The sequence below is a fragment of the Phaeodactylibacter sp. genome, assembly GCF_022763345.1.
Taxonomy (GTDB): Bacteria; Bacteroidota; Bacteroidia; order Chitinophagales; family Saprospiraceae; genus Phaeodactylibacter.
Window position 1 is genome coordinate 13,804 of sequence record NZ_JALEGS010000024.1, and the last position, 22,987, is coordinate 36,790.

Annotated in this window: 19 protein-coding genes; 9 read left to right on the top strand and 10 right to left on the bottom strand. The window is 50.9% G+C overall.

The window, feature by feature from the left end:
• Positions 1-188: 188 nt before the first annotated feature.
• Positions 189-1,271 (top strand): class II fructose-bisphosphate aldolase, encoded by a 1,083-nt coding sequence (gene fbaA, locus MRY86_RS06720; RefSeq protein WP_293566797.1) that lies wholly within the window; start codon positions 189-191, stop codon positions 1,269-1,271.
• 69 nt (positions 1,272-1,340) lie between these two features.
• Here the strand turns inward: fbaA and dnaG are convergent, their stop codons facing one another.
• The 4 genes from dnaG to MRY86_RS06740 form a co-directional block, all read right to left on the bottom strand.
• Positions 1,341-3,410, bottom strand: a complete 2,070-nt coding sequence (gene dnaG, locus MRY86_RS06725; protein ID WP_293571119.1) for a DNA primase — start codon at positions 3,408-3,410, stop codon at positions 1,341-1,343.
• Positions 3,411-3,934: 524 nt separating this feature from the next.
• Entirely contained in the window at positions 3,935-4,924 is a 990-nt protein-coding gene (locus MRY86_RS06730) for a YbbR-like domain-containing protein (protein WP_293570491.1), read from the bottom strand.
• On the bottom strand, positions 4,908-5,237 hold the full coding sequence (gene yajC / locus MRY86_RS06735) for a preprotein translocase subunit YajC (RefSeq protein ID WP_293570492.1): 330 nt from the start codon (positions 5,235-5,237) through the stop codon (positions 4,908-4,910). The genes MRY86_RS06730 and yajC overlap by 17 nt, the downstream gene beginning before the upstream one ends.
• A 24-nt stretch (positions 5,238-5,261) precedes the next feature.
• Positions 5,262-5,777: a DUF1573 domain-containing protein gene (locus MRY86_RS06740; protein ID WP_293570493.1), complete on the bottom strand. Its 516-nt coding sequence runs from the start codon at positions 5,775-5,777 to the stop codon at positions 5,262-5,264.
• 112 nt (positions 5,778-5,889) lie between these two features.
• On the opposite strand from MRY86_RS06740, the gene MRY86_RS06745 reads away from it, so the two are divergent.
• The 4 genes from MRY86_RS06745 to MRY86_RS06760 all read left to right on the top strand — a co-directional run bounded on the left by MRY86_RS06745 (position 5,890) and on the right by MRY86_RS06760 (position 11,726).
• Entirely contained in the window at positions 5,890-6,411 is a 522-nt protein-coding gene (locus tag MRY86_RS06745; protein ID WP_293570494.1) for a shikimate kinase, read from the top strand.
• Entirely contained in the window at positions 6,412-6,996 is a 585-nt protein-coding gene (locus MRY86_RS06750; protein WP_293570495.1) for a DUF429 domain-containing protein, read from the top strand.
• A gap of 104 nt (positions 6,997-7,100) precedes the next feature.
• Positions 7,101-10,319, top strand: a complete 3,219-nt coding sequence (locus MRY86_RS06755) for an AAA family ATPase (protein WP_293570496.1) — start codon at positions 7,101-7,103, stop codon at positions 10,317-10,319.
• 6 nt (positions 10,320-10,325) lie between these two features.
• The gene (locus MRY86_RS06760) at positions 10,326-11,726 is read left to right on the top strand and encodes a S8 family serine peptidase (protein ID WP_293570497.1); all 1,401 of its coding nucleotides are present in this window, start codon (positions 10,326-10,328) and stop codon (positions 11,724-11,726) included.
• Between the two features lie 63 nt (positions 11,727-11,789).
• Here the strand turns inward: MRY86_RS06760 and MRY86_RS06765 are convergent, their stop codons facing one another.
• Together MRY86_RS06765 and folE are read right to left on the bottom strand one after the other, a co-directional pair.
• Complete coding sequence (locus MRY86_RS06765; RefSeq protein ID WP_293570498.1) at positions 11,790-12,512, bottom strand: SDR family oxidoreductase; 723 nt, start codon at positions 12,510-12,512, stop codon at positions 11,790-11,792.
• Positions 12,513-12,529: 17 nt separating this feature from the next.
• Positions 12,530-13,150, bottom strand: a complete 621-nt coding sequence (folE, locus tag MRY86_RS06770; protein ID WP_363325470.1) for a GTP cyclohydrolase I FolE — start codon at positions 13,148-13,150, stop codon at positions 12,530-12,532.
• A 221-nt stretch (positions 13,151-13,371) separates the two neighbouring features.
• Here folE and MRY86_RS06775 point away from each other — a divergent pair, with 221 nt between their 5' ends.
• Positions 13,372-13,908, top strand: coding sequence for a hypothetical protein (locus tag MRY86_RS06775; protein ID WP_293571121.1), 537 nt, complete (start codon positions 13,372-13,374; stop codon positions 13,906-13,908).
• A gap of 482 nt (positions 13,909-14,390) precedes the next feature.
• Positions 14,391-15,791 carry a dihydrolipoyl dehydrogenase gene (gene lpdA / locus MRY86_RS06780; protein ID WP_293566693.1) on the top strand — a complete coding sequence of 467 codons (1,401 nt, stop codon included), beginning with the start codon at positions 14,391-14,393 and terminating at the stop codon, positions 15,789-15,791.
• Positions 15,792-15,874: 83 nt separating this feature from the next.
• Here lpdA and MRY86_RS06785 read toward each other — a convergent pair whose 3' ends face one another.
• On the bottom strand, positions 15,875-17,152 hold the full coding sequence (locus MRY86_RS06785) for an HlyD family efflux transporter periplasmic adaptor subunit (protein ID WP_293566694.1): 1,278 nt from the start codon (positions 17,150-17,152) through the stop codon (positions 15,875-15,877).
• A 12-nt stretch (positions 17,153-17,164) separates the two neighbouring features.
• Entirely contained in the window at positions 17,165-19,354 is a 2,190-nt protein-coding gene (locus tag MRY86_RS06790; RefSeq protein ID WP_044226246.1) for a peptidase domain-containing ABC transporter, read from the bottom strand.
• Positions 19,355-19,644: 290 nt separating this feature from the next.
• Between MRY86_RS06790 and MRY86_RS06795 the strand changes: the two genes are divergently transcribed.
• Positions 19,645-20,601, top strand: coding sequence for a glycosyltransferase (locus MRY86_RS06795; RefSeq protein ID WP_293566695.1), 957 nt, complete (start codon positions 19,645-19,647; stop codon positions 20,599-20,601).
• Here the strand turns inward: MRY86_RS06795 and MRY86_RS06800 are convergent.
• A complete protein-coding gene (locus tag MRY86_RS06800) occupies positions 20,588-21,418 on the bottom strand; it encodes an alpha/beta hydrolase (RefSeq protein ID WP_052516317.1) in 831 nt (276 codons plus the stop codon). The genes MRY86_RS06795 and MRY86_RS06800 overlap by 14 nt on opposite strands.
• Positions 21,418-21,954, bottom strand: a complete 537-nt coding sequence (locus MRY86_RS06805) for a hypothetical protein (protein ID WP_044226244.1) — start codon at positions 21,952-21,954, stop codon at positions 21,418-21,420. The genes MRY86_RS06800 and MRY86_RS06805 overlap by 1 nt, the downstream gene beginning before the upstream one ends.
• Before the next feature lie 81 nt (positions 21,955-22,035).
• Between MRY86_RS06805 and fmt the strand changes: the two genes are divergently transcribed.
• A complete protein-coding gene (gene fmt / locus MRY86_RS06810) occupies positions 22,036-22,950 on the top strand; it encodes a methionyl-tRNA formyltransferase (protein ID WP_293566696.1) in 915 nt (304 codons plus the stop codon).
• Positions 22,951-22,987: the final 37 nt, after the last annotated feature.

Sequence of the window (22,987 nt, forward strand, 5' to 3'; positions counted from 1 at the left end):
GTGACCGATAGAACAACGAAGAGCAGGACAAAATTTGGCAAGAGCAGCCCGAAGTGTAAAATCCAAATTAAGCTCTTAAATCAATTCCCGCTCCAAAAGGGGGGCGATACTCGCCCAAAACATAGAAAATGGCTATATTACCGCCTCGGTGATATAGCCATTAATTTTTCAAAACCGAACCCAATAATATGTCAACTGCAACCGCAACCCGCTTTCGCCCGGGTGTCCTTCACGGTGACGAGGTTACCGAATTGCTAAACTATGCAAACGAAAACAATTTCGCACTGCCTGCCGTCAACGTGGTAGGCACCAACTCCATCAATGCAGTCCTCGAAACTGCACGGGAGGTCAACTCCCCGGTTATCATTCAATTCTCCAATGGTGGTGCCAGCTTTGTAGCCGGCAAAGGGCTTTCTAATGAAGGGGAGCGCGCTGCCATCCTTGGGGGCATCTCCGGCGCCATGCATGTGCATACGATGGCACAGGCTTATGGCGTGACGGTCATTCTGCACACCGACCACTGCGCGAAAAAACTCCTGCCCTGGATCGACGGGCTAGTGGAAGCCGGGGAGAAATTCTACAAAGACCGTGGCTATCCGCTCTACAGTTCTCACATGCTCGATCTCTCTGAAGAGAGCCTCGAAGAGAACGTTGAGATTTGCGCCAAGTACCACGAGCGTATGAGCAAAATCGGTATGACGCTGGAAATTGAGCTTGGCGTAACCGGCGGAGAAGAAGACGGCGTGGACAACACGGATGTAGACAGCTCCCGACTCTATACGCAGCCGGAAGAAGTTGCCTTTGCCTACGAAACGCTAAATAAGATCAGTGAGCGCTTTACCATTGCTGCTGCTTTCGGTAACGTGCACGGCGTTTACAAACCCGGCAACGTAGAGCTGAAGCCAATCATCCTAAAGAACTCGCAGGAGTATGTGAAGGAGAAATTTGGCACAAGCGATAACCCCATCAACTTTGTCTTCCACGGCGGTTCCGGTTCTTCCCGCGAGGAAATCCGCGAAGCGATCGAGTACGGAGCCATCAAGATGAATATCGATACGGATTTGCAGTGGGCTTTCTGGGACGGCATCCGCAACTACGACAAGAAGCACCACGACTACCTGCAGGCGCAGATTGGCAACCCGGACGGGGACGATGTACCGAACAAGAAGTTCTACGATCCCCGTAAATGGCTGCGCGCGGCTGAGGAAAGCTTCAAGATTCGCCTGAAGCAGGCGTTTGAAGACCTGAATTGCATCGATCAGAATAAGTAAGCGAAATAACAACCTTAAACAGGTACCATTACCGCAGTCCTCACCGGACTGCGGTATTTTTTTACCTGTTTAAAACACTACGGTACCCAACTCTTTGGCCAGTTCATTGCGCAGCTGTTTCAGCTTTTGGTCCAGTTTCAGGTGGGCCATGTAGTCCCCTTCCCCATTTTCCATTACCGCTCTGAGCTGCTCTGCGTTCTGCATGATCATGCGGTTGAGTTTGCGAAGCCGGAACCGTTTCATGGCAGAAAGGCTGTCTTTGGCAAAATTCTCATCAGGCATTTTCTGGGTATTCAGGAAAATCTCCCACTTATTTGCCCAGTTTTCGCTGTACTCATAAGGAGAAGCAGACAGGTCCACGGCAAGCTGCTGCACATCATCCTCAATATGGTGAAGGAAGAGCTTGGGCCTAACGGCCTTGCCCTCCGCCAGGGCTTCCATAGCAATTTGGAAGACCCGCTGATACAGACTGTTGTCGAACTCATCGAGCACATCTTCCACATTGGCAATAAGGTACTCCGCAACTGTTATACCATCTTCCTGATCGAACTGAGCATCACCTCCGGTGACCAGGATACGGACGAGGTCCCGCTCCTGAAAACCATCGCCAACGGGTTTTTCCCGGGCCGGAGCGGGCATTTCTTCCGGCGGCAACTCTTCGAACGGAAGGTCCGTAATCCCTCCCGGCTCTTCAGAAGGAAAAGGCGGCTCGTCTCCGGCACCAGGCGGAGGCGGTCCCTGAGACAGCTTTTTCGGGGAAGATGCCGGTGGTGCTTCCTGCTCTAGCCGGCGGGCACGTTCCCGCTGACGAGCCTCTCGCTGACGTTCCTGCTCTTGTTTCCGCAGCCTTGCCTCCACAGCTTTATTAGCTTCGTTGACCAAGAGCTGTTCGTCTACCCCCATTAGGTTGGCACACTCCCTGATGTACAAGGAGCGCTTGATGGGGTCGGGAATCTTGGAAATGCTCTCGACGATTTCCTGTATGAGTTTGGACTGCTTTACCGGGTCGCCCGCAGCTTCTTCCTGCAGCAACCCCGCCTGAAACATGATGAAGTCCTTGGCTTCCTGATCAACGTAGTTCCGAAAAGCATCCGTGCCTACAGACTGCACATAGGAATCAGGGTCTTCACCATCCGGCAGGAGTACGATTTTGACATTCAAACCCTGTTCCAAAACCAGCCCCAGCCCCCGTAGGGCAGCCTTAACGCCGGCTTTATCCCCATCGTAGAGGATTTTGATATTCTCCGTATACCGTTTGATTAGACCGATTTGCCCCACAGTAAGCGAGGTGCCGGAAGAAGCCACGACATTTTTCACATCTGCCTGATGCAGGGAGATGACATCTGTGTAACCTTCCACCAGAATGCACTCATCAAGCTTGCGGATGGCCTGCTTGGCATGGAACGCACCGTAAAGGACTTTACTTTTGTTGTAGACTTCCGTCTCCGGCGTATTGACGTACTTCGGGGCTTTAACATCCTTCACAAGGATACGCCCACCGAACCCTATAACCTTTCCGGAGAGGTTGTGAATGGGAAACATCACCCGGTCCCGGAAAAAATCGCGCCCGTACTGTGAAGTCAGGCCCAGCTGCTTCAGCAAATCTGCGTTATACCCTTTTTGGACGGCCGTCAGCGTGAAAGTGTCCTTGCCGGCAGGGGCATACCCCAGCCCAAACTTTTTGATGACCTCTTCCCGAAAGCCTCGTCGTTTGAAATAGCTTAGGGCCACACTTTTGCCCCGGTCGGTTTCAAACATCTGTTGCTGGTAAAATTGCTTGGCAAACTCATTGACCAAAAACAGGCTCTCCTGATGCTGCCGCTCGGCACGGGCCTCGTCGCTGACTTCGGTTTCTTCTATTTCTATCCCATATTTGCTTGCCAGGTAGCGCAGCCCCTCAGGATAAGAAAGCTGCTCATGCTCCATGACAAACTTCAGGGCATCGCCCCCTTCTCCACAGCCAAAGCATTTGTAAATCCCCTTGGAAGGCGATACGGTGAAGGAAGGTGTTTTCTCATTGTGAAAAGGGCACAATCCGATCAAATTAACGCCCCGCCGCTTCAGGTTGACGAAGTCTTCGACCACATCCTCCACCCGGGCGGTTTCCATAATTTCATCTATGGTCTTTTGCTTGATCATAATGCCAAAAATACGATTTTTGACTAGAACCGTTCATCCGTTAGCGGAGGCCCGCCGTTCTTTTTGATCCTTTAACAAGGTATTAACGCCGTTCTTTTTCATGCATTTTAACGTGCAACCCAGCGCTTATCAGGGCATTAGGAAATTCAGTTAACGGACGTTAAAAACGCTAACACCTTATGATATAACAAATCCCCTCAAGCCATCGTATTAGGAGCGAACAATTTAATGGGTGTTCTCATAGTGTGGGCTGCCCCGTCTCCGGAAAGGATGTGCGGGGCAGCGTTTTTTATACTGCTTCAAGACCGTTCATTTATTGGGCCTTAACAACAATTTTTAAAAAAAATTTGGTCATCATTAAACAAATAGTGCAAAAAGGCTGTATATTTGAGTATACAGAGAGAGCGCGTTAGTGAGCCCGCTGCACCTTCCTTCAAAATAGCAGCGGGTTTTTTTATGCCCTGAATCAAGCATTTCCCACTCTAATTTACTGAGAACCATTAAGGAACAAAACGGACTATCTCTTATTGATTGGTCTGTTGAGGCTTCACTGTAGTGGAGTCCGTTGCTTCTATGAAAAAAAAGCGGGCGGATTTTGGCGTGAAAAACATGGATTGGATGTAATCCGGCTGGCGGGTAATAAGTATTGGAGCAGTTGTGCCGGAAGAATTGAGGGCCACCCCTTCCAGGTCTACTTCTGCCGAAAAGTCTTTATAAGTCATCCGGTCGTATTGACTCAGTCCTAACCTGGAAGTTACGGTCACCTTTTCCGGAAAAATCCGGATGCTATCGGGTGCGTTCTTGACGACTAAGGGGACGTAGACGGATTTTTCCGTGAAGGATTCAACTTCTATTTGAGCCTCGGTTTGTTCCGGAGACAGGGCGAGTTCCGGAGGTGGCTTTTTTAAGCGTACGGTAGTCAGCAGGCTTTGCTTGAGGTTATTGAACACTATGGAATCCGAGGGCCAGGATTCAAACTGACTGACAATGGACTGCGGGCCAATAAGGGTTACGGAGTCCGGAGACAGGGCAACCGGAGCTTTCAGCTGATGGTCAGGAGCAAAACTCAGGACGGTGACAGGTACAATAGGCACCCGGCGGCTGGCCTGTTCTTCTGCCCGGAGGTTCAGCTGATCGTAATTAATTTCCAGTACCTTAATATCGTCAGAATACAGCTGTGCCTGAATATCGCTGCGCAATTGCCCGCGGGACAAGTTCAACCGGCTGATGCCATCCATGTTGTAGGTCAGCCCCAGCTCACTGCTGTAAAAATGGTCAAAGAGCAGGTCCCATCCGGTGCCCTCGAGGTCAACTACCAGGTTGTCCGGTGGCAGGGCGGAGAGCGAAGCCCCTTTAGGCAGTTCAATATTGAAATAAACCTCTTTTTGTGCGCGGTACGTTTGAGAGAGCTTGATCAGCAACCAAAAGACAAAGGCTATCCCGATACAAGCAAGCAGGATAGCCCGGTCTTCTTTCAGTTGAAACTTAAATATTTGCTTATTTATCTTGATCATCGCCTTCTGATACGAAGGACTCCGTCATCTCTTTGGAAATCGCACTGCGCGTCACCCGGATGAAGGTTTTGTTGGAGACTTCCAGGGTAGCTTCCGTTTCACTCAGCTTATTGATACGACCAATAATGCCGCTTGCGGTAACCACTTCGTCCCCTTTCTGTAGCCCTTCGTTAAATGATTTTTGTTCTTTTTGCCGTTTCTGCTGCGGGCGGATCAGAAACAGGTAAAAAATTACGATCATCGCACCGATGAACACCAGGTTCATCATGCCTGCATTGCCCGCTTGTAGCAGTAAGATAGCGTTTTGAGTCATGTTTAAGATGAATTTCGTTTGTTTTTATTGTTCAGCGCCTTCTTCCTTTACGAAGCCGCGCAGGTAGACTTTAGTTGTTGCCGGATAGGAGTTTGCTGTGATGATAACAGGTTTTACCTGACGGGCCCGTTTGTTTTTGGTGTCAAAGCGGACAAAAATCTCGCCCTCCTCTCCTACTGGTATCGGATCTTTCGGCCATTCCGGCACCGTGCACCCACAGGTGGAACGGGCGCCCTGAATGACAAGGGGTGCTTTGCCTGTGTTCTTAAACTTGAAGGTGTGCTCAACCATTTCCCCTTCCATCACTTCACCGAATTCGTAGTTTTGCTCCTCAAAACTCATTTTAGCCACATTGACCGTATCGATGGGCGTATCTAAAGATACCGGGTTGCGAATAATATCCGCATTACTGATGGCGCCATCCTTTTTAATCTCTTGTAGGTTTTTTTCTGAACTACTTTCCGGCTGTTGGCTGTCGTTGCTGCAAGCGGCAATCAGGAACAGGGATGCGAACAAAAAGACTGGCAGTGATTTCATCATAGCATTTCAATTTTTCAGCACAAAGGTAATGAACTCCATGAATCCTTAACCAAATTATCAACTAATCCGGGAAAGGATTTGTTTTGTCCCCTACAAATACGTACCCTCAGGCATGCAGATTTACCTTATCGGATTTATGGGTTCGGGCAAATCCTATACCGGCCAGCAACTGGCACAATTACTCAACCGCCGGTTCATTGATCTCGATGATTGGATTGAGCAGGAGGAGGCGCTTTCCATACGCGAAATCTTTGAGCAGCAGGGAGAAGGGCACTTCCGGCAGGCTGAGGCGCAAGCCCTCCGGCAAATGGTCCAGGAACCGCCTGCGGTGATTGCCACCGGTGGCGGCACCCCATGCTTTCACCAAAATATGGAATGGATGAACGCTAACGGGCTGACCGTTTACCTCGATACTGCGCCGGAGGTATTACTTCAGCGCCTGAAAAGCGGGCGGGACCACCGGCCGCTCATCCGTTCCCTGACCGATGAGGGCCTGCGGGCATACATCAGCCAGAAACTGCGGGAGCGCCGCCCTTTCTATCAGCAGGCTAGCGTCGTCTATACACAAGAGACCGGACAGGAGGCTGTTGCAGAAGACCTGGCGCACCAATTTTCTAACATAATCGGGCACTAAATGAAATGGGCAGGTGTAGATTACGGAAGCAAAATGGCAGGCACAACAGTCATTGCATGGGCTGAAGGCCGGGCGATCCGGCTGGCACAGAGCGCCGCCAAAAAAGATGCTGACAAGTGGGCCAAAAGCTGGGTGGAAGCGCACCGCCCCGACGCGCTATACCTGGACGCTCCTCTCAGCCTGCCCGGCGTTTACCACACCCCGGATGTATACGAAGATTTTTTCTACCGGGCTGCCGATAAAGAGGTGCAGGCCATGTCGCCTATGTTCCTCGGTGGGCTTACCGCACGCGCCATGCGTCTAAGCCGGGAACTAAAAGTCTTGGAATGCGCTACCCTTGAGGTCTACCCGGGGCAGCTTTCTAAAATCATGGCCTTAGACCGTAAGCGGTACAAAAAGGACAAAACTTACCTGCAGGAAGCTACCGAAATAGTCCTTGCCCATCTGCCGGATTATCAACTAGCAGCACTTCCAGCCAACTGGCATCAGGTAGACGCTTTGCTTGCCTTCTGTAGCGGATACCGGCATCAGCATGGGCTTGCGGCCATTTATGGTGGCATTGAAGAAGGGCAGATCATAGCTTAGCTTTTCAGAACCGGAAAAAAGCACTAGTTTTAAGGCTTACCAATTATTGGGCTACTGCTGAGCCCGGAATGGTCAGGCCCTATTCAATCAACCCAATTGCCTGCATGGCTTTCGAACTTACCATCCCGTTTTACGCTTTTCGGCTCCACCTGCTGACCGGCGGCAGCCTGCTCGCCCCGCTCAACGACCGCGAAGTGCTCCGCATTCGGGAAAAACTCCCCATTCTTGCCGGGCAATATGCGGAGGCACTGCAAAACAAAGTGCTCAATCAGGGGCAGATCAGCGAACTGCTCAACGAATACCAGCAAGGGCATTTTATCCCCGCTAAAGTCAAGGTGAGCTTTCCAGCTTCCAGGGATCAGTTCACTTATCCGGCCTTTGAACTTGAGTTCACCTACTATTTCAATCAATTGCAACCCGGTGAAGGGATATGGGCTATTGTGCCAGCTTTGGATTTAGAGGCTTATTCGGCCGTCCCTGAAGAGCTGGAGAAAAAGGTCATTGAGGCCATTCAACTTGACTTTGCCCGCCATCGCCGCCTGCAGGCCGTGCAAAACATCGTGAGCGCGATCTGGTTTGACCTCATCGAGCTTAAGCAGTACCCGATTACGCTTCAGGTGCCCAGCCCGAAGGAACTGGAGCAGATGGGCAATGAGCAGCAGGACCGGCTATTGCCCAAAGCAGCTACGGAACTTAAGATAGACACGCCCGCCAGTTATGGCAGGGAGAAGGAACTCGGGCAGCTGGCGCAAATCCTTACCGGCAACTTTCACCGCAATACTTTGCTCGTGGGCCCAACCGGAACTGGCAAAACCGCACTGGTCTGGGAGCTTGCCCGCCGGCAATCCGAATTTAAGCTGCCCGGCAAAATTTGGGAGACAACGGCTTCCACCCTCATCAAAGAATTGATGAAAGACACTGGCTGGCAGGAAAACCTATCCTTGCTTTGCCGGGAGCTTTCCGGTCAGCCCGACCTCCTCTTTGTGCGCAACCTGATGGACCTGTTCGAGGTCGGTAAATATGAAGGCAATACGGTAAGTATCGCAGACTACCTTCTGCCCTACCTTAGCCGGGGAGAGGTCACGCTAATCTCCGAATGCACGGATGAAGAGCTCGCCCGCATTGAAATCAAAAGCCCCTCCTACCTCAACGTCTTTCAGCGCATAGCTATCACGGAACCTGAGTCCGGGGAGCTGGAGCAAATCATTGAGCGAAAGGCTAACGACCTGGCCAGAGGGCAACGCATTAGTATTGACCCTTATGCCATTCAGGAGACGGTGCGGCTTAGCCGGCGGTTTACGCCCTACGATGGGATGCCGGGACGCCCTGTCCGCTTTTTGGAGAACCTCCTCCTCAACCGGAGGGGAAAGTCTCTACCTGGCGCCCCAACCGATTCGGTAGCCATACACCGTTCCGAAATCATTGCCCAGTTCAGCGAGGAGACTGGCATGCCGCGGTTTATGATCGACCCGGACCTGCCAATGGACCCGGAAGCCCTGCTCAAGCACTTCAATAGCCGTGTTTTCGGGCAGGAAGAGGCTGTTGGCCGGATTGTGGGCATTCTCTCTACCGTCAAAACCGCCCTGGCCCGGACCGGGAAGCCAATCGCCTCTATGTTATTTGTAGGTCCTACCGGTGTGGGCAAGACTGAGCTGGCCAAGCAGCTTGCAGAATTCATGTTTGGAAGAGCGGAGCGGATGACCCGTTTTGACATGAGTGAGTTCTCAACGCCCTATTCCGTACAGCGGCTCATAGGCCAAAGCTATTTTTCTGAGGGCCTGTTGACTTCGGCGATCCGGAAAGCGCCCTTTGGAGTGCTGCTGTTTGACGAGATTGAGAAGGCACATCCGGTCTTTTTTGACTTGCTTTTGCAAATGCTTTCTGAAGGGCGGCTGACCGACAGTCAGGGCCGGCTGGTCAACTTCTGCAGCACCATCATCATCATGACCTCCAATGTGGGAGCTGGCAGCCTACAGCTCAACCCCATAGGATGGCAAAAAGAGCAGACCATCAAGAGCGTGGAAGATCACTTTCTTAATGCAGTGCAGAAATATTTCCGCCCCGAGCTTTTCAACCGGATCGACCAGATTATCCCCTTTGCCCCGCTGGACAACCTGACCATCCGCTATGTGCTGGACCGCGAAATTGAACAGCTCAAGCGCCGCGAGGGCATCCGCTTCCGCAAAATGAACTTTGTGCTGACCGAGCCCTTTTTGGAACACCTCGCTACCCGCGGCTACGACAAACAATACGGTGCCCGCCACCTGCAGCGAACGCTCCGCCATGAGCTCATCCTGCCCCTGGCCTATGCCCTGAACCAACAGGATGTTGACGATCAGGTTGAAATCGTGGTAGACCTGAAAGATGGCCAACCTCACCTGACGACCAAATCAGACCCCTTGGGGCTCGACCTGTTATTGGAAGAATATACTAAAATCGCCTACGCTGACCATGCGAGCAATCTGCGCCGGTCGGTAGAAAAACTGATGGAAGGCAGTTCCTATGTGCACATGCTTTCCGAACTGGACCTGCTGACCGCCTCCCGCCGCCGCAAAGGCAAGCAGTTTTGGGAACAAAAGGAAAATGCAGAACGCTACGGCATTCTTACCGATCAAAAGGCACGTTTCGAGGCCTTGCTGCAACATACGGAGCAACTGGAGTTGCAGTTAGCCTTGTCCTGCCTCGATGTACAGCCCTATCAGCCCGAGTGGGTAGACACCCTCGATCAGGTGGAGCAACAGCTGCAACAGGAAAAACTTAATCTTTTTGAAATCCTGAACCCGGACAATAATGAATGCCCGCTTTATATTATAGGTGAGCCCCCTGAACGGGTAATCCGGTTCTATGAGGCGCTAATCAGGGACTTGCCTTTTGAGTTGGCTGCCACAGAGGCGGTCTGGCTCCGGGGCACGGAACCTAAAACTACCGTTATTTCAACAGAGCACAACTGGAGCAATGGCCAAAAGCCCGAGCCTCAAAATGCACAAGACAGACTAATTGGGGCTTGCTTGCACTTTACCGGGCAAGCTGTACGTGTTTATTTCAAACCGGAAACCGGTGTACAGTGGTGGCAGGAGGGGGCATCCGAATACCAGGAATTTTATGTTATTGCCGCACCTCAAAGCGTGAAACAGGCTCATGATCTGGTACGCACCGCTGAACGCCTGCCTTTCCCAACCCCGCACCGCGTGATTAACGCGGATACTATTCAGGATACCCAGTTTGACCTTAAAAGGGAACACCACGGCAATCAGCTACTGGAGCTCATCCAGGATAAGCTGGACCAGGAATTCCGCTTCAATATTGATAAGACAATTGGATAACAACCTATGAAAAAGACCATTTTCAGCAGCGCTATCGCCTGTTTATTAGGCTTTGCTTACCCTGCTTTGGGGCAGGAACAACAACCCAACAACGACCAGCAGTTTTACTGGGTCGCCTTCAAAGACAAAGCGAATACGCCTTACACGGTGGATGCACCGGAGGTCTTCCTTTCTCCCCGTGCCATTGCCAGAAGGCAGAAATTGGGCATCCCGGTGACAATGGAAGATTTCCCACCCAATCCCGTTTACCTAAAAGGCGTGACCGAAGCCGGGGCCAAAGTGCACCATACCTCCCGCTGGCTCAATGCCGCTACCATTTACGGAGAATCGTCTATGCTGCCGGATATTAAAGCCCTGCCTTTTGTGGATACCGTTTGGTATGCCGGGCCGTACCGGGCAAAAAAAGCCAGCGTGGAACGGGACGCGAAAATGGGCAAGCTCAAGAGCAAAGCGCTATCCGGGCAGCATTACGGTTACGGAACCAAACAGATCAAAGCCATCAACGGGGACAGCCTTCACCTGATGGGCTACCGGGGCAAGGGTGTCCTGATTGCCGTTATGGATGGCGGTTTCACCGGAGTGGACCAAAGCCCATTCTTCGACTCCCTCCGCGCTGACAACCGGTTGCTTACGTCCCTGGACATGGTCGATAAAGACACGCTGGTTTGGGAATCCAGCAGCCACGGTACCAAAGTCCTTTCCACTATGGCGGCCAATCAGCCGGAAGTGCTGGTAGGCACGGCACCAGATGCCACTTACGTCTGTATTAAAACTGAAGATACACGGGGCGAACACCGAATAGAGGAATGCCACTGGGTGGCCGGGCTTGAGTATGCGGATAGCCTCGGAGCAGATGTCATGAACTCTTCCCTGGGCTATACCCAGTTTGATGAGGCCTCTATGAACTACACGGCGGAGGACCTGACGGGGAGCATTTCTGTAGCCAGCCGGGCAGCTGATATTGCGGCCCGGAAAGGCATGCTGGTGGTCACGAGCGCAGGCAATGAAGGAGGCAGCCCCTGGCGCCGGATTGGTATACCGGCGGATGCGGCAGGCGCTTTTTCAATCGGGGCTACTGCGTTAAACGGGGATTTGGCGAGCTTCAGCTCGGTAGGCCCTACAGCAGACCGACGCATCAAACCGGATATTGTAGCGCCCGGAGCGTGGGTTACATTGGCTGATGCCTATCAGTATCAGGTCACGATTGGGTCCGGGACGTCTTTTGCCAGCCCGATTGTAGCGGGCATGGTCGCCTGCCTGCGCGAAGCTTATCCCGATGCCAGCGTAGAGGAACTGCTGAATGCCATCCGCAATAGTAGCAGCCAGTCTGACTTGCCTAATGTTGCTGTGGGGTATGGAATGCCAGATTTTGTTAAAGCCTACTTGGCACTTCGCCAACAACCCTAATAAAAAAACCGGGCGCTGCCAGTGGGTACGGCAGCGCCCGGTCAAAGTTTATTTTCTGAAGTTCTAAATCACCTGATGGTTGAAAGGCTGTATAACCATCTCGGATACTACGCCGGAGGTAGGTTGCTGGCACATGAACCATACCGCACGCCCGGCTTCCTGAGCCGTGATGAACTTATCCCGGTTTACAGGCATATCAATGTCATCCCAGAATTCCGAATCCACGCCGCCCAGGTAAAGGTTCGACAGCCTGATTTCTGTTCGCTTCAACTCTTCGCGCAGCGACTTCACCATGCCGTTTAACCCGTATTTGGAAGCCGCATAGGCTGCAGCGGCTGCCATAGGAGCCCGCCCCAGAACACCAGGGATGTTGATAATCATCCCTTTTTTAGAGGCCTTCATTGGAGGAAGGAAGGCCTGCATGACCAGGAAAGCACCTTTGAGGTTGATGTCAATCATACGGCTCATCTGCTCGTATTCGATCTGCTCAAACTTCTTGAGGTAGCCTACCCCGGCTGCGTTCACCAGAATGTCAATTTGATCCACTTTACTGTGGATTTGGTCCGCTACTTTTTGAACGGACTCCGGGTCAGTAACCTCCATGGTGAACACCTGATCATCAGGAATTTTATTGTCTTTAGCTACCTTTTTCAGCTTCTCCTGATCTCTGCCGGTAATGAAGACATTACCCTGAGAGTTTTTGATCATTTTGGCTGCTTCGGCACCAATGCCGCCGGTAGCACCTACAATCAATACCTTCTTGTTGGCTAATAATTCAACCGCCATAATTTAAATTTCGCTTTTTAGTCTTTGATAGTCTTTAGAAATTCTGCGCGTACATTCTCATTGAGAAAACGACCGCTATACTCAGAGGTAACGGTGCTGCACTGTGTGTGTTTAATGCCTCGCATTTCCACGCACATGTGCTTGGCATCCATATATACCGCTACATCATCGGTTTTGAGCACGCGCTTGAGCTCTTCGGCGATCTGCACGGTGAGCCGCTCCTGTACCTGCGGGCGACGAGCGAAGTGTTCTACAATCCGGTTGAGCTTAGACAGTCCAATCACCTTGCCATTAGCGATGTAGGCGATGTGGCATTTGCCATAAATTGGCAGAAAATGGTGCTCGCAAAAGGACTGCACCTGAATGCCCTTCTCCACCAGCATTTGCCGGTAACCAAATTTATTTTCGAATAAAGAAATCGCAGGTTTGGATTCCGGGTTCAGCCCGCCAAAGATTTCCTTGACGAACATTTTCGCTACCCGTCTCGGCGTACCGTTCAGAGAATCATCGGTCAGATCCAGTCCCAGGGTTTCCATGATTTCCCGGAAATGCTGACTGATGATTTCCATTTTTTCTTCATCAGAGCGGTCAAAGGCATCTGCCCGCAGCGGCGTGTCAACAGAGGTCGCAGCATGCATATCTCCCAATTCCTCCACGAGGTCGCTCCCATTATTAGGCACATAGCCGTTTACTTTCCGGGCAATACCATTGCCGGAATATTTTGAATTCACCATAAAGGATGTATTTTGAAATTTTTCGGGTTATTTGAGTGGCCAAATAGTCTACTATTGCCGTGTAATCTTAAAACCGATAGCCTAACACCAATTGCTGATAATTGTTTAACCATCGATCTACCGAAATGAAGCGGGCCCTGTCAGGTATTATTTTCTCGCTCGGGCTTTGGGCCTTGGCCGGACTGGGTGGCTGCGCCTCTGATCTGCCACCTCGTGAATCTTTTGAAGATTGTTTGTACGGTGCTCCGGAGCCCATTTTTGATGCCTCCCTGCCGGGGGTTTCTCAGCATCAGTTTGAGCTGCAGCCTGGCAAAGGGGTGGAGCGTTTTGTACTGAACCAATCTACGACTGTGCAAATTGAGCAGACCGGCTGCGATCAGATCAGGCAGGAATTCACATTCTCCTGGCAAGCAGTAACCCGGAAAGAAGACTGGGCGCTGCAGGCTATTCAAAAATACCGGGAGCTGGGCGAACTGGGAGCGCCCTATCTCTCTTTCAGCGCAATAAGCGAAGTACTGGAGTCCAGGAAGGAAAACTTGCGCCCCCGGGGTGAGCCCATCTCTTTGCAGCCCGGTTTAGCATTCCGAATCACGGCAGCCGAAGCAGGCCAAGAGTCAAAGCTCGTCACGGTCCTCTACGAAACCACGCCCGAAGAGGAATAAAAAACAGAATTTTATCTGACAGCCCTCGCCCCTGATTTACAAGGAATAGCGGAAAGCAGCAGCATTGCATAAATTAAAATAAAAATGTATAAACATTAAAAAACCAGCATCTTAATCAAATCATGAGCACCTTTCATCATTTTGTTGCTTGACAAATTGTCAGTGAGAATATTTTAGAAACCGTTCCCTTTGTTCTACTTTTAGATCATCAAAAGAAGATGTCCAACTCCCTATAGGCACAAAGATTAAGTATCAGCAAGTTAGAATGGACTCCGCGGCAGTGATAGCAGCGGAGTCCTTTTTTGTGCCTTCCCGCCGTTGAAAATCGTACTATAAGCTGCTTTGTTGTGACAACCGCGTTTTGGTCAGTATATTTGCGCTAATTTTCCAGCAGTCTGAAAAGCTGGAGGCTTGAAAATTTTCGCCTACTCCTGCTGATCGATTTTGCAGGCAGACTCATAATTAAAACCAGAAACAAGAACATGGATAAGTTTGATCTGATTGTAGTTGGCAGTGGTCCCGGAGGATACGTTGCCGCCATCCGCGCTTCACAACTCGGTATGAAAGTTGGTGTAGTGGAGCGGGAATCACTTGGGGGCATTTGCCTGAACTGGGGCTGTATCCCAACCAAAGCCCTGTTGAAGAGTGCTCAGGTTTTTGAGTACATCAACCACGCAGAAGACTACGGTATCAAAGTAGATAAAGCCAGCGTTGACTTCACCGGAATGGTGAAACGCAGCCGTAACGTGGCGGATGGAATGAGCAAGGGGATTAACTTCCTGTTCCGCAAAAATAAAATCACCGTACTCGATGGCCACGGCAAACTGCTCCGCGGCAAGAAGGTAGAGGTGACGGACAAAGACGGCAATAAAAAAGAATACAGCGCTGAGCACATCATTATTGCCACCGGCGGGCGGGCCAAAGAGCTGCCTACTGTTCCTATTGATGGAAAAAAGGTCATTGAGTATCGCAAAGCGATGAGCCTTGAAAAGCAGCCTAAGAAAATGGTTGTGGTGGGCGCTGGTGCCATCGGTACCGAATTTGCTTATTTCTATAGCTCTATCGGCACGGAAGTGACAGTGGTGGAATTCATGGAGCAGGGCCTGGTGCCCCGCGAAGATGCCGACGTGAGCAAGGAAATGAATAAAATCTATAAAAAGAAGGGCATCAATATTCTTGGCAACACCTCTGTGGAGTCGGTTGACACCAAAGGCCGTGGATGTACAGTTACCGTTAAGAACCGGAAAACCGGCAAGACGGAAGAAATCAAGTGCGACGTTGTACTTTCTGCAGCAGGCGTAGCGCCAAACACAGAGAATATTGGCCTGGAAGCACTGGGCATCAAAACGGACCGCGGCCTGATTCAGGTAGATGAGTTCTACCGCACCAACGTTGCAGGTATCTACGCAATCGGCGATGTGACGCCCGGTGCCGCACTTGCGCACGTTGCCAGCGCTGAGGGCATCATCTGCGTGGAGAAAATCGCAGGTGAAAATCCGCAGCCTATGGACTACAACAACATTCCAGCCTGTACTTACTGCGTGCCTGAGGTCGCATCAGTAGGCTATACGGAGCAGGCGGCTAAGGATGCCGGTTATGAAATCAAGGTGGGCAAATTCCCATTTTCTGCTTCCGGCAAAGCCAGTGCAGCTGGTGCGAAGGAAGGCTTCGTAAAGGTCATCTTCGACGCGAAATACGGCGAGTTCCTGGGCGCCCACATGGTCGGCATGAATGTAACGGAGATGATTGCAGAAGTAGTAGCCGCCCGAAAACTGGAAACCACAGGCCATGAGATCATCAAAACGGTGCACCCTCACCCCACGATGAGCGAGGCGGTGATGGAAGCGGCAGCAGCGGCTTACGACGAGGTGATCCACCTGTAGGGACCATTAAAATCAGGGCTCATGCGCACCCATTTGGATGCGTATGAGCCCTTTTTAATGGTGAATACTTGGGGGGGCATTTATTAACTCCTAAAATGCTCGAAAATCCGCTCAATAAACCGCTTGTCCTTAATGATGATATTGGCATCGCCCTTCATGGTCTGAGAAGCATCCAACTCCCGACCGAACTCTGTGACCAGGCCTCTGGGGAAATCAATAGTTAGGGCCACCTGCCCGTTGATCGGCACCTGACTGATAGATTCGACCTGCCCAATTGTTGACCCAAATTCCAGTACAGGGTACACATCGAAACTGACCACCACTTTTTTACCAGGCTTCACCGGGCTGGCTTTGGCCACCGGCAACCAGATGATGCCCTTCGCTTCCTGTTCCAGTTGCGGGACAACCACGCCAATTTCAAAACCTTCTTCGACAAATTGCTGCTCCGTAATGTCTTCCATGTAAAGCGACACCACTCCGGCTACCGGAGCCGTGATGACGTACTTAAACATCCATTCCTCTACGGCGCGCTGTAAGTCGTTAAAACGCTCCCGCAGCTCAATACCGGCCTGTTTTTTACTTTCAACGGAACCTTCGCGGACACCCGTTTTCTCCGCCCGGATACGCTCTTTTTCCAGTTCACGGTTCTTGATGGAAGACTCAACACTCTCCCGCATTCGTTGCAGGCTAAGCAACGACTCTCTGGTTTTCTCAATACGTGATTCAGCCAGAAGGTTATCCCGGACCAGCTTTTCCTCTCTCGCCAGCCGTTCCTGAACCAACTCGATTTGACTGTCCAGGTTTTCGATTCTCCGCAGGTCCGAGCGAATAATACTCTGTATCTTTTGAAGCTCGCGCTCCAATTGGTCAATGCTGTACTTATCGTAAGGGTTCTCCTCATACTGCTGCCTCACCTTCTGCTGCCGGTAGAAATCATAGAGCGGCTCCTTGATAGACCCCAGGACGAAGGTATCGGGTACTGAAAAGGCGAGCAGGGCAGAATCGGAAGGCGCCTCCATCATCATCATTTTGGACTCCAGCGTGAGCATATCCTCCAGGCGGGCATTGCTTTTGAAAACGACGATCACATCATTTTCCTTAACCGCAGCCTCATTTTCCACCAGGATAGACTGAACCCGGCCACTGATATTGGACACCAGGCGCTTGGGCGGTTCTTTGGAAGACACCGTAATACCGGCATCCACCACCACCGGGTATTCAATAAAATAACTAATATAGCCGAGCACCACTACGACAAGCAGTGCCAGCAATGTGCCAAACCGAGCCATCCATGGCGGAGGGGTACCCAGGATTTCCTGTACCTCTTCGCTTCGGATTTCTATATTTTCGTGCTCTTGCATAGGTGGTAGGATTTATGCGCCCAGCTCCAGTTGATTGCGGACCAGTTGGTAATAAGCGCCCCGCAGATAGGTCAGTTCGTCGTGCGTGCCTTGTTCTACAATTTCTCCACCTTCCAGTACAATGATATTGTCCGCGTTCATCACCGTGCTCAGGCGGTGCGCTACGGTGACCACGGTACGTCCGCGGAAGAAGTCTTCCAGGTTTTCCATGATCAGCATTTCATTATAGGCATCCAGTGCGGTAGTCGCTTCATCGAAGAAGATATAATCCGGGTTTTTGTATACAGCACGGGCGATGAGCATGCGCTGCCGCTGCCCCTGACTAAGCCCGAGCCCTTCCTGACCGATTTTGGTGTTGTACCCTAACGGCAGAGATTCAATGAAGGTCTGAATATTGGCCACCTTTACGGCATTCAGCAGTTTTCGTTTATCGATGATCTCATCGCCTAATGCAATATTACGAGCGATTGAGTCGAAGAAGATGTATCCATCCTGCATGACTACCCCGCATTTATTCCGCCACAGCCGGTTGTTGACATTAGACAAGTTGATGTCACCGAGACGGATCGCGCCTTCGGTGGGCTGATAGATATTGAGGAGCAGTTTAAGAATAGTGGTCTTGCCACTTCCACTTGTGCCCACGATAGCGGTCGTTTGTCCTTTGGGGATACGCAGGTTAACGCTGCGCAGGACGGTTGGGGAGTGCGGGCCATTGTATTGGAAGCTTACGTTTTCCAAAATCAGGTCACCGTACTCCGGCAATATGGTAATTTTCTCTTCCAGGTTCTCCTCGTTATCGCGGACGTGGATTTCGTTGAGGCGCTCCAGGCTGATTTTGGCTTCCTGCCTGGCCCGCAGAAACTCGAACAGCTGATTGAGGGGCGAATTCATCTGCCCTATAATGTACTGAACACCAAGGAGCATTCCCAGCGACATCTCATTATCCATAACTGCCTTGGCGACCATGAAAATGATCAGTAGGTTCTTAGTCTCATTGAAAAATCCCGACCCGGCACGTTGTATTTGCCCAATGCGCAAAGCGCTGACACTTGTGCGGAACAACCGGGCCTGAATACGCTCCCATGCCCACCGTTTTTGTTTCTCGGCATTGTGGAGTTTGATGTCCTGCATGCCACTGATGAGCTCCATCAGGTTGCTTTGGTTTTCCGCAGACTGATCAAAATGCTTGTAATCCAACTCCCGCCTCAGGTATTGGAAGTAGAAAATCCAGCCTATCTGAGCCAGGGTAAAAACGATAAAAATGCCAAAAATAGTCGCATCCCAAGCGAGTAACACTCCCGCAAAAACCAAGATATTCGCGAAGGTAAAAATGGAAACCAGGGAGGTAGAAGTCAGGAAACGTTGAACCCGCTCATGGTCTGCAATCCGCTGCATTAAATCACCAGTCACTTTTGAATCAAAAAAGCTGATGGGCAGCTTGGTGAGCTTGATTAGGAAATCAGAAATCAGGCTGATGTTGACGCGCACCGTTACGTGCAACAAAATCCAGCTTCGGAATTGCTCCACGGCCATCATCGTTGCGAACAGGAAAAACTGTGCCAGCAGAATAAGCTGTATGAAATTAAGGTCATCGTTTTCAATTCCTGTATCAATAATAGACTTGATCAGGAATGGAAAAATAAGCTGTAACAAACTGCCCAGTGCCAGCCCTACGCCCAGCTGTAGGAGCAGAGGGCGGTAGCGCTGAAAATAACTCCTTACGTAGCCAAAGCCAGACTTGTTGATCTTTTCGCCCTCGCGGGCATAAAACTCAGGTGTGGGCTCCAGCAAGAGTAGCACACCGACATCTTCCCCGTCCTCCACATCGCTTGCCCAGTTTTCAAGGAATTCTTCACGGGTCAGTTTGAATTTGCCCGCTGCCGGATCGGCAATCCAGACATGCCTGGAATTCGCCTTGTAGACCACCACGAAGTGTTCCTGTTTCCAGTGCGCGACAGCCGGGACCGGAATATCCCTCGCCAGGCGATCGAAGGTCGTCTTCACAGCCAGGCTTTGCAGCCCGATATGCTCAGCTGCGTCACTGATGCCCAAAAGGGTGACGCCCTGTTTGCCCATATAAGTCAGGTCTCGGAGATACTCTAGCGAGTAGTACCGCCCAAAATGACGAGACACCATGCGCAGGCAGGTTGCCCCGCAGTCCATCGCGTCGAGTTGCTGGTAAAATGGAAATCTCCCTGACATTTTTTTAGCCTTAGTGGTCAAGCCGAAAGCAAAATAATGGTCATTTGCTCCCCGACTAATCTCTACGCCAGCTCAATTTTATCACCAAAAGTCTGGCACAGAAATCTCTCCGATTCGGTTCTCTGAATTTCAACTATAGCAGTGTTGCGTATTCAGAGAACAAATTTAAATACGAAATATAAGGCGTTCAGGTATCTTTTAAAACAAAGTCACCGCAATTTCTTTAAAAACCGGGCAAAAAGCAACTTATGTAATTGAAATAGTGATATTTTTGGGCAAATTTGGGCTAAATGTACAATAGTTTCATCACTGTGGTCTGTGTTTTGGAGCATACGCATGAGCTCCGTTTGTTGCCGGAATACCTGCAAAATACCTTTGCCGTAGTGCGCCAACACTTCACGGATTTTGAATTTATTGTAGTCAACAACAATCCGGAAGCTTCTGCCGATGATGCCATCGAGCAGCTACCGGACGATCTGAAACATAATGTGTACCTGCTCAACCTTTCCCGTGCCACCAACCACAATCATGCTGTACTGGCTGGACTAGACCGAAGCAACGGGGACTACACGGTGATTTTTGAGTTTGACTTCTATCAGCAGCCTGAATTAATACTGCAGCTCTTTGAGCACAGCCGTAACGAAGGAGCAGATATCGTCTACATGCGGGCCCGGCAGCGGCAGGCAGGCGCCCACTTTCGACCGTTTTACAGTCTTTTCTACTTTATCCTGCGCCGCTATTCAGCCCTGGAAGTCGATGAGATGGCGCACAACACCCGGGTTATTTCCCGCCGGGCGCTTAATTCACTGCTGCGCCTGCGTGAGAATTTGCGGTACATGAAGGCCATCTACTCCATCGTGGGCTACAAAACGCGCTACCTGGAAACCGATGAGCCCCTGCATGGCAGAGAACAGGAGTCCTTCTCGGAGCGTTTCCGAACCTCGCTTATCGCGATTACGTCCTTCACTACCTTCTTGCGCTCCTTGCTGTTGTGGATATTTTTGTTTTCCCTGGTCTTTCTTATCGGCGTCATCGGTAATGCGCTGAAAGTGAAATTTACCGGCGTGGATTTGTTCGGTAGTGCCGGAGAGCCGTATCCGGGATGGACGTTTCTGGTCATCCTTATCGCCATTTTCTTTGCTACCACTTGCCTGAATTTGTACATCATGTCGATTTATCTATCGAATATCTACAATGAAATCAAGCAGCGCCCGCTTTACATCCTGGAATCAATCAAGCGATTCTAGCATTTAGCCATTCCAGCACATATTGAAAATGGGCTTCTTTTTCCGGTTCGTTATGTATTTCGTGGTACAGCTCAGGCCACGGCTTAAAGGTCACATCCCCTTCCAATTGAGCCGCAAAAGCTTCACTGGCTTCGGGGGAAGTGATACCATCTCCCGTGCCATGGGCGATCAGTAACGGAATAGGGAAACCACCCTTTTGCTGCATCATCCAGTCGCCTTCCTGCATCATGTCAATGCCTACTGCCGCAGAGATCCTGTCGTGGACCAATGGGTCTTCTTCATAGGCTTTCACCACTTTGGCATCTCTGGACAGCAAACCAGTTTCCAGATTGTTCCCCTGAAGCAAGCCCGGATAAATTCTCCGCATGAGCTTTCCTACTGCTACCAGTGCTGCTGGCGGCGTAAAGGAGAGTTGAATCCAGGGAGCGGAGGCAATCAAACCGGCAATTTCCGGGTTGCGGTGCAGGGTGTAAGAAAGCGCCAGCCCACCGCCCTGACTGTGGCCATACAGGAATACCGGCAGGTCCTGATAAGCGGTCCGGGCTTCGACCAACAACTGAGCAATCTCGTCCAGCAGAGGCTCCAGCCCGGGGCTGTGCCCACGCTTCCCCCCGGATTGGCCATGCCCACGCCGGTCGTAACCTAGAACAGCATAGCCGCGGGCGTTGAACCAGCGTGCCATATGATCATATCGTTCGATGTGCTCTCCCAAGCCGTGGGCGATCGCCAGGACAGCTTTGGGGTTCGCGACTGCCCATTCGCAAGCGTGTATGTTGATGCCGTCTTCTGTCGTCCAGGAAAGTGTCCGTTTCTGCATTATTCTTCTTTTGGTACTGCCTTGAATTGCCGCTGCCCTTCGATATAACCTACGACTTTAGAGGCCGGATAACGCCCCTCCAAGAAGGCCGCCCGGAAAGATTCTGCCTTTGCCTGCTCTTCGAAATGCCCGATCAGGTAGGAAAATTCGCCCTCCCCTAATTCTTCCAGCGTGATATTCCCATGCTGGAAAAACAGATCATGATCGGGAGGAAGCGGCATAGCCGTAGACATAATCTCAATTTTAAAGCCGTTGTAGCCTTCCGGAATTTCCTGTAGGTTGCGGTAGGCTGTATCCGTTTCTATCGTCTCAATTGGAATGACTTTACGATCATTAGCCCGCTGCTGAAAAGCCGGTTGGCGGTCTTCATTTTGCCGCACAGCTCCGCTCAGTGGTTCATCAAAACGCTCGGACAGCGGGATGGTGTCCACAGCAGATATCTGTGCCCCTGATCCGGGGCAACCGCTAAAGGCTAGCCCCTGATCCGGCAAAAAGAAAATGACAAATACGCTGTAAAATAAGGCTGATTTCATCATATTGTGCGATACCTCTGTTGTAATTCTTAGAACTTTTCTGAAAATTAGGTACAATAACGCAAAAATACCAACTTGTCTTCTATGAGTTTAAGAATAGTTTTTATGGGTACGCCAGATTTCGCGGTGCCTTCCCTTCGGATATTGGTACAAAACGGGTACAAAGTCGTAGGCGTAGTGACGGCTACTGACAAGTACGGCGGGCGCGGGAAAAAACAACTTTTGGAGTCCCCCGTGAAAAAATATGCCGTGGAGCAGGGCATCCCAGTCCTGCAGCCCAAAAACCTGAAATCGCCTGAATTCCAGGAAGAACTGAGGGGTTTGAATGCCAATCTTCAGGTCGTTGTCGCTTTCCGTATGCTGCCGGAAGCAGTTTGGGATATGCCGGAATACGGCACCTTCAACCTGCATGGTTCCCTGCTGCCACGCTACAGGGGCGCAGCTCCCATCAACTGGGCGGTCATCAACGGAGATGCCGAAACAGGCGTTACGACCTTCTTCATCCGCCACGAAATCGATACCGGTGATGTCCTCTTTCAGGAAAAAATGCCCATTGGCCCTAATGAAACCGCCGGAGCGGTCCATGACCGGATGATGCTGCTCGGGGCAGAAACGGTGCTAAAAACGGTCAAAGCTATTGAGTCTGGCGATTACCAGCTGCAAAAACAAGACGATGCCCTGGCGACTAAGGCTCCAAAGCTGTTTCGGGAAACCTGTGAAATTGACTTTGCTCAGCCGATCGAGAAAGTACACAACTTCGTGCGGGGGCTCAGCCCCTACCCTGCTGCCTGGACCACTCTGGAAGGCAAACAACTGAAAATTCTCCGTGCCCACTATGAGAAAGCAGATATGGATGCCACACCCGGCACCTTCCGCTCTGACAATAAAAGCTGGATTAAAATCGCAGCACCCGATGGCTGGCTGGTCGTAGAGGAACTTCAACTGCAAGGCCGTAAACGCATGAAAGCCAATGATTTCCTTAATGGTTTCTCCTTTTGATTTTTGAAATTATAAAAATAAAAACACAAGAAAATTC

Excerpts from the sequence above, each read along its gene's own strand:
- fbaA (WP_293566797.1), top strand. The coding sequence starts at position 189 with ATGTCAACTGCAACCGCAACCCGCTTTCGCCCGGGTGTCCTTCACGGT.
- dnaG (WP_293571119.1), bottom strand. The coding sequence starts at position 3,410 with ATGATCAAGCAAAAGACCATAGATGAAATTATGGAAACCGCCCGGGTG.
- MRY86_RS06730 (WP_293570491.1), bottom strand. The coding sequence starts at position 4,924 with ATGATCAAGATAAATAAGCAAATATTTAAGTTTCAACTGAAAGAAGAC.
- yajC (WP_293570492.1), bottom strand. The coding sequence starts at position 5,237 with ATGACTCAAAACGCTATCTTACTGCTACAAGCGGGCAATGCAGGCATG.
- MRY86_RS06740 (WP_293570493.1), bottom strand. The coding sequence starts at position 5,777 with ATGATGAAATCACTGCCAGTCTTTTTGTTCGCATCCCTGTTCCTGATT.
- MRY86_RS06745 (WP_293570494.1), top strand. The coding sequence starts at position 5,890 with ATGCAGATTTACCTTATCGGATTTATGGGTTCGGGCAAATCCTATACC.
- MRY86_RS06750 (WP_293570495.1), top strand. The coding sequence starts at position 6,412 with ATGAAATGGGCAGGTGTAGATTACGGAAGCAAAATGGCAGGCACAACA.
- MRY86_RS06755 (WP_293570496.1), top strand. The coding sequence starts at position 7,101 with ATGGCTTTCGAACTTACCATCCCGTTTTACGCTTTTCGGCTCCACCTG.
- MRY86_RS06760 (WP_293570497.1), top strand. The coding sequence starts at position 10,326 with ATGAAAAAGACCATTTTCAGCAGCGCTATCGCCTGTTTATTAGGCTTT.
- MRY86_RS06765 (WP_293570498.1), bottom strand. The coding sequence starts at position 12,512 with ATGGCGGTTGAATTATTAGCCAACAAGAAGGTATTGATTGTAGGTGCT.
- folE (WP_363325470.1), bottom strand. The coding sequence starts at position 13,150 with ATGCATGCTGCGACCTCTGTTGACACGCCGCTGCGGGCAGATGCCTTT.
- MRY86_RS06775 (WP_293571121.1), top strand. The coding sequence starts at position 13,372 with ATGAAGCGGGCCCTGTCAGGTATTATTTTCTCGCTCGGGCTTTGGGCC.
- lpdA (WP_293566693.1), top strand. The coding sequence starts at position 14,391 with ATGGATAAGTTTGATCTGATTGTAGTTGGCAGTGGTCCCGGAGGATAC.
- MRY86_RS06785 (WP_293566694.1), bottom strand. The coding sequence starts at position 17,152 with ATGCAAGAGCACGAAAATATAGAAATCCGAAGCGAAGAGGTACAGGAA.
- MRY86_RS06790 (WP_044226246.1), bottom strand. The coding sequence starts at position 19,354 with ATGTCAGGGAGATTTCCATTTTACCAGCAACTCGACGCGATGGACTGC.
- MRY86_RS06795 (WP_293566695.1), top strand. The coding sequence starts at position 19,645 with ATGTACAATAGTTTCATCACTGTGGTCTGTGTTTTGGAGCATACGCAT.
- MRY86_RS06800 (WP_052516317.1), bottom strand. The coding sequence starts at position 21,418 with ATGCAGAAACGGACACTTTCCTGGACGACAGAAGACGGCATCAACATA.
- MRY86_RS06805 (WP_044226244.1), bottom strand. The coding sequence starts at position 21,954 with ATGATGAAATCAGCCTTATTTTACAGCGTATTTGTCATTTTCTTTTTG.
- fmt (WP_293566696.1), top strand. The coding sequence starts at position 22,036 with ATGAGTTTAAGAATAGTTTTTATGGGTACGCCAGATTTCGCGGTGCCT.